The following is a 12081-nucleotide window of genomic DNA, read 5'->3' on the forward strand; positions in this document are numbered from 1 at the left end:
GCACCTCCTTATACAAAGAATAGGTGTCCGTTTTCCCGGGTCAATCTCAATTATCGAGAGCGCGAAGTCGGAGCGCAGCCATCATCAACTCGACGAAACGTCGCTTGTGGCCGCAGACCGTTGTCGGGTCGAACAATCGGAGAGCGTATGAAGTGGGATGCAGAACTATCGCCTCGATGTGAAATCTGGACGATGCGCAAAAGGCGGGGCGTCGCGATGCCTCGCGTGCTCGTGGTTGACGATTTTCGGGATACAGCTGATGCTATTTGTTGCGTGCTGAGCCTGTTTGATATCGACACGAGCGTCGCCTACGGAGGGGAGTCAGCGCTTCGAAAAGCGCGCGACTGGCAGCCCGACGTCGCGTTGCTAGATATCTGGATGCCGGACATAAGCGGGCTGGATGTCTCCCAACAAATCCGGAAGTCAGCGCACCTTGCCGACACGATTTTAATCGCACATTCAGCCGCCGCAGAGAGCGCGGACCGTGAACGCGCAAAAAGCGCGGCGTTCGATGCGTTCTGTGCGAAGCCCACTGACGCCGAGCGGCTTGTTCCGCTAGTGCGGTATTTCGTGCGGGAGTCTACTTGAACAAGCACTGAGCGGTTGAAACGTCCCAAGGGTAGGTCAAGGGTCTCGGCAGCGTGGATCCTGAGGCAGCGAATCAGCTTTCCGCGTTTTGTGTCGACGATCGGGTGATTGCGTGACACTGATATCTCGTCCCCTCCTTAGAACTGGCCAATTTCTTGTTCATCGCCGAAATCGTTTACTGTGGCTGGGTTTGCGAAAGGCGAGTCGTTGACGTTGCATTCGCGAGGGTCTTCCGAGGTCCATTAGTCAAACTTGGCGTTAGTAAGGCACCTACATGCAACTATGGTGTTGTTGAGGACCATGGATTGCACTCGTGTCGTCGGACTCCTCACCCGGGAGGTGCTATGAATGCAACGCAACGGCGTCCGAGAACGACTCGCTTGCCGAGGAAAGTCGTGCCTCCTGTTGCGGGCACCAGCGAAAGCGACTTCGAGGTCTACGCTGCCTACCGCGGATCACCGTCTGGAGGATTCTACGGAACTTTGGCGGTCGTGCGAACAACCGATGGTCGACTGCTTTATCCGTTTGAAGGCGCCGCAGAGATTGGGCCCTTCGGTAGCAAGCTCGAGGCGGTAGACGCAGCGAAACGACAAGGGCTCGCAATCATCGATGGCGACCTGCTGAGGCCCGAGCTTTAGTATTCGAGCCTGTCCGTGCACGATCGAATAATGCTGCCTGTTCCGGTAACCCGCTACCTCCACTGCCGTCCGTGTCGGGATCGGAATAGAGCAGGGCCGTGGGGCGGCCGTGAGTGGAAGAAGCGAAACGGCAAACAGCTGTCCGCACGACCGTCGTTTCCGATGTCGGCTCATTCAGGCTGCCAATCGCAGTCTTTGGCACCGTCGTTGCTGAGGGTGTGAAAGGTCTTGCCTCCAGGAAACCACATGTCAAGCGCCGCACTTTTGCCATCCTCCCGCGTCTGGAGCACGCGCATCTTTAAGTCATTGAACAGGCCTGTCTGCGCTCTGGTCATCGACGACGACGAACGAATCGCCCAAGCGCTTGCTGCAGTACTCGAGGTCGAAGGCTTCGAGGTGAAAATAACCGACTGCGTTCATTGCTTCGAAATAGTCAAGAGATGGCCCCCGAACGTGGTGCTGCTCGACATCGAAATGCCTTTCATGAGCGGCTTCGGCGTGGCCAAGGAGCTTCGCAAGCTGAGCCAATGTGCCGACACACCGATTGTCGCTCACACCTCGCTACCCGAAGACGCTGTGCTCTTGCAAGGCATACCGGCAGGCATCGACGCCTATTGTCGAAAAGGAAACGCACTGGACGCTTTGATTGCTCTTCTTGGGGTAATGGCGCCGAGCACATGAGGAGGACCTCTCCATCGACAAAACAAGCTATTCGCGCTGCTCCTTTCGTTGCTCAATTGCTTCAAGAACGGCATCTGGATTGGTCGCCGCCTGTAGCGTTTCCGCATGTTGGTCGTGCCGATCAGGCACGTGAGGAAGATCCCGTCGAAGCTCCTCAAGCAACATGATGATTTTTGTGGTTTTCTGCTCGGCCAGCAGATTAATCTGGAGTTCAAGGTGCGCGCGGTCTTCCTCTACGCGGGCTAAGCGATTTTGCCGAATCAGCACCGCCATTGTAATTAGGACGCCGATGAAAGTGACAATGCCTTGCAACAGAGAAAACGGTGGTTCGTCGAAGTAGCGATAGCCTAGGTGATGCAACAAGACGTCACTGACAATCCATGCCACGCTCGCGCATAGGAAAGTCAGTAGGAACCGTGGTTCGCCAAAGAACACGCTGACTCGCTCAATCACTCTTTGGAGCACGGTGCGCTTTGCATCCTCGCGCTGCGCAAACTGCGACACCTTCTCCAGATTTTTGTGAATCGCTTCAGAAATGCTCGTGGCGGTGCTGTTGTCGGCCCGTGGATCTGGTGTCATGTCAGCGTTGCAGTCTCGGTTGAAAGTGTCCAAGTGAGGAGGGAAATCCTTCACCTCCAACATAACGCAATGGCCGGGACAACGTGTTGCCCCTGCATCGACATCAACAAACGCCCGCGAAGCTGAAGGCGGCGTTCATCCGCTATGTGAGATCGCGATTGCTCTCGATTCATGTCGAGGGTTCCGTTGTTCGCGGCAACCTCCATCCATGATTTACCGCATTTTGAATGCCTTCGGTTCGACGCACGGCACGGCGTTTGCGGCCACTATAGGCTTGGACAAAATTAAACAAACATCAGGAGGAAATTATGAAACTGCTTACAACCAGCGATGGACTGCCACGCTTGTCTTGGGGGGCCGTCATCGCGGGCGTTATCCTTTCAATGATCGTGTATTTGATCATGAGCGTCCTAGGCACGGCGATCGGTGCCTCGCTCCTTTCGCCGATGTCGAAGCCCGATGCGTTGCAAGGGTTTGGATTTGGCTCTGGGGTGTGGGTTATCGTCACCACCGTCATTGCGGTTTTCGTCGGTTCCTATTACGCGGGGCGCTGCGCACCAGTACTTGGCTGGCTGCATGGCCTGCTTTCATGGGCAGTCATGACGCTCCTGGTTGTCTATGGCATGACTTCGCTCATCTCTGGAGCAGTTAGTACGGCGGGCAGTGTTGCCGCGACAAGCGCCCAAGTCGGTGCGACAGCTGCAAATCAGGCCGGCAGCAGTAACCAAATGGTCGACTCGGCCAAACAACAAGTCCAGGCGGCAGTAGCGTCGGCTGCGTCGGCGGCATCCGACCCGGACGCCGAGCAGAATGCGCGTGCGGTAGCGGACGCCGCCGCGCGAGGCGTTGCCCGAGCGAGCTGGTTCTCATTTGCCGCTCTGATCGTGGGCGCGATCATCGCGATCGTTTCGGGCGCGACCGGCTTCCGTCACCAGCCTCCGTTTGAAGAAGGCGGCGGATCGGCAGTCGATCGCGATGTAGCCCCCGCACGCGCTCGCACGGTTCAAGCGGGCCGTCGCACTTGATGGAACTTTCAATGAACTCAAAAATGCCTCCAAACGCTCCGCCGCCACCTGCTGTCGTGTCTGACGAGGTTCGCCTCGCTGCTGTGCAGGAGGAACTTGCGGTGGACGTCAGGAAAACAGAAACCGGCGCAGTGCGCGTGCGTAAGGTCGTGCATGAGGAGATGCAACCCGTCCCCATGCGGCTGAGGAGCGAACAGGTCGAAGTCAGCCGCGTCGCAGTCAATCGTGCGGTCGACGAGCGCAGCGAACCACGGCAGGAAGGTGACACCCTGATCATTCCTGTCTACGAATACGTGCCTGTCGTTAGGATGCAGTTGACCTTGAAGGAAGAGGTACGGATTAAGACCACCGAGACGCAGAAGGACGTGGTGCATCAAGTGCTCGTCAACACCGAGGAGCTGATCGTGGAACGGCGCGAAGGTGCGAATGGCGAGTGGAGACGCGACCCGACCGTGGATTGACCGTAACCAGGAACAGCGGTTGCGGAACCAGCGCACGCGCAACATTCCCCGGCTTAGCGTAGGCCTTTCTATGGAGATGCTGCTATGACTCAAACCATCATTGGGATATTCGATAGTTTTCAAGATGCCGAGGCTGCACAGACTCGCCTCGAAGCAGAAGGCGTCGCCCGTTCCGACATGAGCGTGCACGCGAACGATGCCGGTTCTACTCTTGGTACCGAGACGGCCACGCGCGATGTGACGACGGGCGCTACCGGCGAGCAGCACGAAGGGGCGATGGGACGCATCGAACACTTCTTCAAAAACCTGTTTGGCGACGACGATCGTCCCGAGGAAGTCGGCCACTATCAAGAAGCGGTTCGTCGCGGCGGCGCGCTCTTGTCGGTGGACGTGCAGGATGAATCCGCAAGCGAGCGTGTACGCGACGCACTGTATGCGGCAGGCGCTGTTGATATTGATTCGCGAGTTGCTCAGTGGCGCGGTGCCGGCTGATACCGGCTACGATCGGAGCGCTCCTGCCTACACCGCTGACCAGGTCGCGGCCGAACGACAGGCGTTTCCGGTTGTCCAGGAGTCGTTGGAAGTCGGCAAGCGTGTCGTCCAGACGGGCGGTGTACGAGCGTACTCACGGCTGACGGAGACGCCAGTCAGTGAGTCGGTATCGCTTCACGAAGAGCACGCAAGCATTGAACGGCGGGCGGTCGATCGGCCTGCGACTGCGGCAGACTTGAAGGAAGGGTTTGTCGAGATCAAGGAAACAGCGGAACAGCCGGTCGTTGCGAAGACAGCGCGCGTGGTCGAGGAAGTGGTCGTCGGTAAAGAGGCATCAAATCGAACAGAGACCGTCAACGACACGGTGCGTGGTACTGAGGTAGAGGTCGAACGAACCGCGGGCCTCGAAGGCGCGTCGACGACTACCCCTGATATCAAGAAAACACCGCTTTAACTCTTTGAATCGGCCAGCTTGCTTCGTCCCGCACAGGCAGTCGGCCGACCACTCAATTCTCGCGGGCGCACACCTAGCGACACATGTTCCGTCTTAACGACGGAACATGTTCCTTAACGAGTATGTCATCCAAGGAGTGAGTATTTGGCCGAACACCGTTCTCATCACGTGCTTGGGCCCTAGGACAACGGTTGCGACCAACACCACGGAAATCAGCTGCGCATAAGGCGACTGAAGAATCACCGGTCCGTGTTGAGCTGGACGGGGGCGCACGCCGCGCCGGGCTTCGGCAATCGACGAGTTGAAATGGTTGGCCGCGATCAATTCAGCTCGGGTCGCGGCCATTCGGGCGAGGACCGTCTGTTGGGAGGTATTAGCAGCGTTTGCGCTCACTTCATCGACTCCTTAACTGCCGCGATATCTGAGATTGACCCGGGAAAACGGACACCTATTCTTTGTATAAGGAGGTGCTAAAAATGGGTAGGCATCGAGCACCGTACCCGGCGGAGTTCCGGGCTCGTATCGTTGACCTGGTGAAGGCCGGGCGAACACCTGAGGAGCTGGCGCGAGAGTTCGAGCCTAGCGTACAGACGATAATTAACTGGGTCGCGCAAGCGGATATTGACGCCGGTGTGCGTCAGGAGGGTTTAACCACCGCTGAGCGCCAGGAACTCACCCGTTTGCGCCGCGAGAATCGGCAACTAAAAACGGAGCGCGACATTCTCTCTCACGCCGCGGCCTGGTTCGCCCGCGAGACAGGAGCCGTATCTTCGAAGGATACGGATTCATGAGAGCGAACCGGGCCCGTTGGCCCATTGCCACGATGGCGCGGCTGTTGGGAGTCTCGACCAGCGGTTACTACGCGTGGCTGGTGCGTGAGCCGTCTAGGCAATCACGTAGCGATGCTCAATTACTCGCACGCATTCGTACGCTGCATGCGAGTTCGCACGGTACGTATGGGGCGCCGCGCATCCATGTGCAACTCGCGCGCGAAGGTGTGCACGTGGGACGCAAGCGAGTCGCACGCCTAATGCGCATTGCGGACCTAAGGGGAGCAAGCCGACGGCGCTGGCCACATACGACGCGTCAGCGTGCGGGAGCACGGCGCGCGCCGGATTTGGTGCGCCGGCACTTCAATGCTGGAGGGCCGAACATACTGTGGGTCGCAGATGCCACCTACATTCCGACGGCGGAAGGCTTTCTATATCTGGCCGTGGTGCTCGATGTATTCAGTCGGCGCATTGTCGGCTGGGCGATGTCGAACCACTTGTACACTGAACTTATGTTACGCGCGCTCGACATGGCGCTCCAGCAGCGGCGCCACGAGGGCGTCATCCTGCATACCGACCAGGGATCCCAATACACGTCAATTGCATTTGGGCGACGCTGCCGCGAAGCGGGTGTACAGCCGTCGACGGGTACAGCCGGTGACGCCTACGACAACGCAATGTGCGAATCCTTTTTTGGCACGCTTGAGGCAGAACTGCTGCTGCGCGAACACTTCGCGACCCACGAACAAGCACGGCGGTGCATCTTCTCATTCTTGGAAGGTTGGTACAACGTACGCCGCCTGCATAGCAGCATCGGATATTGTTCGCCGCTCGAATTCGAAAACCTGAGCGCGAAGACAAAAGCCGCATCACCCTGCGAGTTGCCCACCGACGGGCAGCGTCGTGGTCGTGAAAAGCGACCCGCTGCCCGTCCGTGGACAACTCGCGATTCAACACTCAACGGAGGCTAGATAACGTTGAACCCTTGACTGCAAATCCGTCCGTCAGAGCGGGTCAATCTCAGAATGTCGTTCGCAACAGGTGCCGAAACCGGGGCAGGGCATTCTGCTAAGTCTTGTCTAAGTATTGCCCGATAAGCTGCGAGTTCTCTCAGAGGTATGATTGTTCTCGGAAATTCATACTTTTTGCGCCGCCCCGTGTGGGCGGCTTTTTTTCGTTCTCTCGTTCCTGGCGTATCGGTCCTATTACCGCATACCGACGGCACGGCGCATTGCTGCGGTGATGCCCTGCCGGCAGCGGAAATATCCCTGCCATGGGTCAGCGCCGAGCGTCCGTTGACGGTGCGCGGTCGTCTTGATCGTCCACTGATCGGCCGCATTGATGTCTGGCAGCTCGTCCCAGGCAACCGGGATAGAGACGCCAAGTCCTGACCGCGCCCGCGCAGAAAACACTGCGGCGGTACTGGCGCTCTTTCCGTTTCGTAAGTAGTCGATAAATATTTTACCGACGCGGTTTTTTGGGCCGAGCACCGCCGAAAACCGGTCCGGCATCACCCTGACCATATGCTGTGCGACGGCTTTGGAAAATCCCTTCACGTCATCCCAATCCTGCCGACGGGAAACCGGAATAACGATGTGATACCCCTTCCCGCCGCTGGTCTTTATAAAGCTTTTGAGGCCGATTTCATCGAGGAGCACTTTGGCAAGCTGCGCCGCCTCCGTCATCATCCGCCACGACAACTGCGGGTCTGGGTCGAGGTCGAGGACAAAGCGATCGGGATGCTCCAGATCCGGCCGCACCGCGTTCCAGGAATGCAGCTCGATCACGTTCATCTGCGCCAAGCCGATGAGCGCCTCGTGCGCATCGACGGCAAGCAGTGGCTGGTGGTTGGGAAACAGTTCTTTCGGAAGGCGTGTGATCCCTGGGATCTTCGCGCGCTCCTCGTGCTTCTGGAAAAATAGCTCACCCTGGATGCCATCAGGAGCCCGAACCAACGACACTGGGCGGTCCTGCAGGTACGGAAGCGCCCATTCCGCGATTTCGTCGTAATAGCGGACGAGATCAATCTTTTTCAGGCCGGTGACGGTGTCGATAATTCGGTCAGCATTCGAAACATTGACGCCGGCCAGCGCCAGGTTGCCACGACCGCGCGGCGCCGCCCGCGTCGATCCCGTCACCTTCTCCACCGGCTCACCGTATTCCACGTCGACCACCGGTTCCTCGGTGACGTTCTCGGCCGGTTTGTCGTCGCGCATGCCGTGAAAGACCGGATGCCGGACCTCGCCAGGCGTCCATTCAAGAAAGGATATTTCCGCGACGAGGCGCGGATCCAGCCAGACATGAGCGCGGTCTTTTACCGGTACAGGCGGGTTATAAAACGGGCTTTCCGCGCGTGTCAGCGCGTCGCACTTACGTTCAAGCGCCGTCAATTGTGACGGGCGCAGCTTCGGTTTTGCCGTGCCGGCGAAACGCAGGGAACCGTCACGTTCATGGACGCCGAGCATTAGCGCTCGAAGCCCGGACTTGGCGCCCTTCGTGTGGGTAATTCCGCCAACGACAAGTTCTTGCCTAAGCAGGCATTTCACCTTGATCCAATCCGTTGACCGGCCGGAAACGTAAGCCGCGTCCGCGCGCTTGCCGATAATGCCTTCCAACTGCATGCGGCAGGCGGAGGCGACCAGGCTTTGGGGGTCTTCAGAGAAATTGTCGCTGAAACGAATGCGATCGTCGTTGACCTCTCCCAGCAATTCAGCCAGCAAGGCGCGGCGCGATCGCAAGGGCACCGCGCGAAGATCGTAGCCGTTGAGGTATATAAGGTCGAACGCGAAATACGTCAGCTTCGCCGTGCTTCGCCGGTCGAACGCATTCTGCAGCGCGTTGAAATCAGGCAGACCACCTGAATTCAATACAACCACTTCGCCATCCAACCAAGCGGTCTCGGCCGGTAGGCTGGAAAGCGCCTCGCGAAGGCCAGCCATCTTGTCGGTCCAGTCATGACCGCCGCGGGTGAGCAAGGCCGGTTTCCCGTCCTCCAAGCGCACCATCAGGCGATAACCGTCGAATTTGATTTCGTAGGACCACTCTCCTTGCGTCGGCGGCGCCGAAACTAAAGAGGCCAATTGCGGGGCAATCGCCTGCGGAAAAGACGCACGAAAAGCCCCCGCCTCTTCCAGAGGATGAGGCCGGGGTTTCTTCGCCCGTGCCATGGCGAGCTTGCCTTAATCCTTACTGCCTAGCTCGCTGTGCTTATGTGAATGGGTCGCCCCATAGACCAATTCATAATGCGCGCCTTTCCCGCTCCGGGTGGGCGGGAAATGTTCGCCCTCGACGCACGTCACTTCGAACCCGCTACCGCCGTCACCTTCGTGAACCACCTTGTAAATGCCGGATGTTTTCACGGTCTCGCCGGGCTTGTGTTGATCGGCCATGGAAGCCTCCTCTCGTGAATTTCAGGGTAGTTTTATGAAGCAAAACGTGTTCCGATGACCGTTGCGGCTGTTCGGGGATAGCATATGTCAGCGAACGACATGGCGCGGATTTAAGTTGAGCTAGTCCTGGACAGTGTGCCAGTGCAGTGTCACCATTCTCAACCACCTAAATGGCAGCCGGCCCGTCCGCTATCTCATCGCTTGGACGCTCCTCATTTCGCGATTGCCCTTGCTTCGCAAGGAGGTGTTCGACTTTCTCTGATGCCCCAATGATCGCGTGCAGTCGGGTCTCGCGCATTTGGCGATCGTATTCGTTGATTACCAGCGTGAATTGATTGGTTAAAGCTTCCGTGAATGTCCACACACCACTGCTTGCGCCATTATCTAACGCATCAAAGGCACCTTTTCGAGCCTGTTGGACTAGAGGTAGCGGCAATAGACCATCGCCGGCTGCCGTGATCATCTCACACATCAGTGAGATTGAAGCCATGTTCATGGCGGCGGCTCTATCCCCTCGACCTTCCCGTATCGTCTGAAACCACAGGCGCGCTTGTAAGCACAACTGGTCAGATTCCGGCTGCTTTAGAGGCAAATACAACTGCTTTTTACGGCGCGGTTGTACGGTTCTCGATTCGGACGGCCTTTTGCGCTTTTTCGATACTGGCATGGTTAAACGGCGAGAGCAAAGAGCTCGATATTAGGTCGAGAAAAAGCGCTAGTGTGGTGCCATGCATGAACATTTTGAACGGCTAGTGCGCAACATCGTGTAGTCAATGATCTGCTTATCGCGAACAGTGGTCGCACTTCGTCTGAACAACTCGGTGAGGCACGGCTCATCGTCGCGAACGATGCCGATTGTCGACATCTATCGATCATTCAAGCCTGATAAGGCCGTATTATCGGGATAGCGTTTGAGGGGTAAAATTGGGCTTTTCCTATTTACCTGAGGTGGTAGCGCCCCGTGGCACAGGGCAACAGCGGCTTTTCTGACCAAGAGATCGCCCGCGCGGTCCTTCAGCTCGATAGCAGCGTGACGCTCTGGCGTCGTGCCGCAAGTGCGTCGCTTTCGGATTTGGCCGCCACAGCCTTTACCCATTCGGCCAAGCGGGATCGAGCTTGCGGTGCTGACCGCACTGGCGCAAAGCTACGTAACGCGATTGTGGAAGACCAACGGTTTTTGCCGGTGCTGGATTATGTTGCGCATGCGGTGGCATCACGCTTGTACAACGGGCGCTGTGGGGCGAACAGTTTGAAGACCTATGGCTTGCAAGGCAATTGTGCAAGGCGCGCCTGGCATTCGAGATACTCTGCGGGACGTGGCCTGACGTGTTCATGCGGCAAGCCCGTACGACCTTGACGCGACTTGGCCTGTCGGCGCTCGTGCCGCCGATGTTTCGCGATTTACCGCGCGCGCCTAGCGCGGGCGAGGGCGACGATGAGGCAGAGCGCGATGCTTGATGCTTCGAAGCCGCGCCCCCCGGAAAGGCTCACTTTTGAGCGGGGCTACACGACCAAGGACTTCACCGCGCTGCGTGCGTACGTCCAGCGTATCGCACCGGCTGTCATCGCCCGGACCTACTACGATCCCGACGACGATCCGCATGCTGTGACTCCTGGCGCGATGGAGCGGCATCTCAAAACCATGCTCGATACGCTGGTGACGCCAGCACTTGCACATGGTTCGACCGCGCTGGCCGAGCATCTGCGCGCGTCCGTCCGTCAACACGGGCACGCCAAGCTCACGGCGGTGACCTTCCGGATGGTCACGGAAGCAGCGCAACTGGCGGCGCGCTGCCTCCACATCCGGATCACGCCATTGGGGCGTGGTTGCGTCCGCGCATCGCCCGGCGTTTGAAAGGCGAGGGCATCACCACGCTGGCCGAGCTAGTCGCCTTCTGCAATCGACGTGGCGGCAGCTGGTGGCGGTCGATCTCGCGCATCGGTCCGGGTCGCGCCCGCGCGATCGTCAGTTTGCTGCGGCGTCAGCAGGCGGCGCTGCAACTGACCATCGAGGCCGATGTCGATTCGGCCGAGCAGCTTGGCGTTCCGTTGGTGGCGGCTGAACTCATTGAGGTGGCACCGGCTCTCTCTTGGACCAAGAGAAAAATCAGACCGCGAGCCGCCTAGTGCTCGCGCCGCTCGAACGGTTGGCCGTACCGCACGCTCTTTTGGGCGCCGAGGGCGAAAACCGCTCGACCGCCTTCTGCTATATCCAGGCGAGTCACGATTTGGATGCGGTGCGCGCCTATCTGAATCGCTATTGCGATCAGCCAAAAACGTTGCGCGCCTACACCAAAGAACTCGAGCGCTTTTTACTGTAGGCGGTAGTGCTGCGCGGTAAGGCGCTGAGCGATCTGCGCGTGGACGACTGCGAAGTCTATAAGGATTTTCTAAAAAAGCCCGATCCGCGGTTTGTGGGGGAGCGTTTTGCGCGCCACTCGCCGCGCTGGCGACCCTTTGCCTCGGTCGCCAACGGGTCGGCCGTTCTGTCGCCCGAATCCCAACGCTACGCGGTTCGGTTGCTGCGCAGTGCCTTCGCGTGGCTGGTGGATGTGCGCTACCTCGGCGGCAATCCATGGACGGCAGTGAATGATCCGCCGGCGGTGCGTCGCATGAATGGCATGAAGATCGATCGGGCGTTACCGGTTGACCTGTGGCGGCGCTTGCGCGACGAGCTTGATGTGCGTTGCGATGACCCGCTCGCGGCACAGCCGCGCGAATTCGGGGCAATTGGCCAATGGCGTGCCGTGCGCGCGGCAATCCTCTTGATGGGCGATTCGGGATTGCGGCGCGAAGAGGCCGCATAAGGCACGTCGCGAATGTCTTAGACCCTCGGCGTACGGGACGCTTGCGCGGCCCGTGTGGGAACTCACAATCGTTGGCAAAGGACAGCGCGAACGCACCGTCCCCGTCAGCGCCGCGACGTTTGCTGCACTACGCGCGCATTGGCAAGATCGCGGGAGGATGTTCGACGGCACTCAAACCAACTGGGCACCGGCGACAA

15 protein-coding genes and 1 pseudogene are annotated in these 12081 nt (G+C 58.7%); 12 read left to right on the forward strand and 4 right to left on the reverse strand.

The window, feature by feature from the left end:
• Window positions 1-147 precede the first annotated feature (147 nt).
• The 3 genes from P9292_RS41450 to P9292_RS41460 all read left to right on the forward strand — a co-directional run bounded on the left by P9292_RS41450 (window position 148) and on the right by P9292_RS41460 (window position 1907).
• Window positions 148-588: a response regulator gene (locus P9292_RS41450; protein ID WP_309965799.1), complete on the forward strand. Its 441-nt coding sequence runs from the start codon at window positions 148-150 to the stop codon at window positions 586-588.
• Between the two features lie 344 nt (window positions 589-932).
• Window positions 933-1226, forward strand: a complete 294-nt coding sequence (locus tag P9292_RS41455) for a DUF6723 family protein (protein WP_309965803.1) — start codon at window positions 933-935, stop codon at window positions 1224-1226.
• A 246-nt stretch (window positions 1227-1472) separates the two neighbouring features.
• Entirely contained in the window at window positions 1473-1907 is a 435-nt protein-coding gene (locus P9292_RS41460) for a response regulator (RefSeq protein ID WP_309965805.1), read from the forward strand.
• Window positions 1908-1934: 27 nt separating this feature from the next.
• Here P9292_RS41460 and P9292_RS41465 read toward each other — a convergent pair whose 3' ends face one another.
• Window positions 1935-2486 (reverse strand): DUF1003 domain-containing protein, encoded by a 552-nt coding sequence (locus P9292_RS41465; RefSeq protein WP_309965808.1) that lies wholly within the window; start codon window positions 2484-2486, stop codon window positions 1935-1937.
• Window positions 2487-2794: 308 nt separating this feature from the next.
• Between P9292_RS41465 and P9292_RS41470 the strand changes: the two genes are divergently transcribed.
• The 5 genes and pseudogenes from P9292_RS41470 to P9292_RS41490 form a co-directional block, all read left to right on the forward strand.
• On the forward strand, window positions 2795-3511 hold the full coding sequence (locus P9292_RS41470) for a YrzE family protein (protein ID WP_309965811.1): 717 nt from the start codon (window positions 2795-2797) through the stop codon (window positions 3509-3511).
• 11 nt (window positions 3512-3522) lie between these two features.
• Window positions 3523-3972, forward strand: a complete 450-nt coding sequence (locus P9292_RS41475; RefSeq protein WP_309965814.1) for a YsnF/AvaK domain-containing protein — start codon at window positions 3523-3525, stop codon at window positions 3970-3972.
• Window positions 3973-4056: 84 nt separating this feature from the next.
• Window positions 4057-4464 carry a hypothetical protein gene (locus P9292_RS41480; protein WP_309965817.1) on the forward strand — a complete coding sequence of 136 codons (408 nt, stop codon included), beginning with the start codon at window positions 4057-4059 and terminating at the stop codon, window positions 4462-4464.
• A complete protein-coding gene (locus P9292_RS41485) occupies window positions 4406-4918 on the forward strand; it encodes a YsnF/AvaK domain-containing protein (RefSeq protein ID WP_309965820.1) in 513 nt (170 codons plus the stop codon). Before P9292_RS41480 ends, P9292_RS41485 begins: the two co-directional genes overlap by 59 nt.
• 476 nt (window positions 4919-5394) lie before the next feature.
• A pseudogene (locus tag P9292_RS41490) lies at window positions 5395-6530 on the forward strand (IS3 family transposase); the annotation flags it as partial.
• Between the two features lie 363 nt (window positions 6531-6893).
• Here P9292_RS41490 and ligD read toward each other — a convergent pair.
• From ligD to P9292_RS41505, 3 genes are all read right to left on the reverse strand, one after another.
• Complete coding sequence (gene ligD / locus P9292_RS41495) at window positions 6894-8855, reverse strand: DNA ligase D (RefSeq protein WP_309965822.1); 1962 nt, start codon at window positions 8853-8855, stop codon at window positions 6894-6896.
• Between the two features lie 12 nt (window positions 8856-8867).
• Entirely contained in the window at window positions 8868-9077 is a 210-nt protein-coding gene (locus P9292_RS41500) for a hypothetical protein (protein ID WP_309965826.1), read from the reverse strand.
• 166 nt (window positions 9078-9243) lie between these two features.
• Window positions 9244-9573, reverse strand: a complete 330-nt coding sequence (locus tag P9292_RS41505; RefSeq protein WP_309965829.1) for a hypothetical protein — start codon at window positions 9571-9573, stop codon at window positions 9244-9246.
• Window positions 9574-10527: 954 nt separating this feature from the next.
• Between P9292_RS41505 and P9292_RS41510 the strand changes: the two genes are divergently transcribed.
• The 4 genes from P9292_RS41510 to P9292_RS41525 are packed head-to-tail and all read left to right on the forward strand — an operon-like array spanning window position 10528 to window position 11884.
• Window positions 10528-10932, forward strand: a complete 405-nt coding sequence (locus P9292_RS41510) for a hypothetical protein (protein ID WP_309965832.1) — start codon at window positions 10528-10530, stop codon at window positions 10930-10932.
• Window positions 10929-11204, forward strand: a complete 276-nt coding sequence (locus P9292_RS41515; protein WP_309965836.1) for a phage integrase family protein — start codon at window positions 10929-10931, stop codon at window positions 11202-11204. The genes P9292_RS41510 and P9292_RS41515 overlap by 4 nt, the downstream gene beginning before the upstream one ends.
• A complete protein-coding gene (locus P9292_RS41520) occupies window positions 11204-11398 on the forward strand; it encodes a hypothetical protein (RefSeq protein ID WP_309965839.1) in 195 nt (64 codons plus the stop codon). The genes P9292_RS41515 and P9292_RS41520 overlap by 1 nt, the downstream gene beginning before the upstream one ends.
• 6 nt (window positions 11399-11404) lie before the next feature.
• Window positions 11405-11884 carry a hypothetical protein gene (locus tag P9292_RS41525; protein WP_309965844.1) on the forward strand — a complete coding sequence of 160 codons (480 nt, stop codon included), beginning with the start codon at window positions 11405-11407 and terminating at the stop codon, window positions 11882-11884.
• The last annotated feature ends 197 nt before the right edge of the window (window positions 11885-12081 follow it).

This window comes from Caballeronia sp. LZ001 (genome assembly GCF_031450875.1).
GTDB lineage: Bacteria > Pseudomonadota > Gammaproteobacteria > Burkholderiales > Burkholderiaceae > Caballeronia.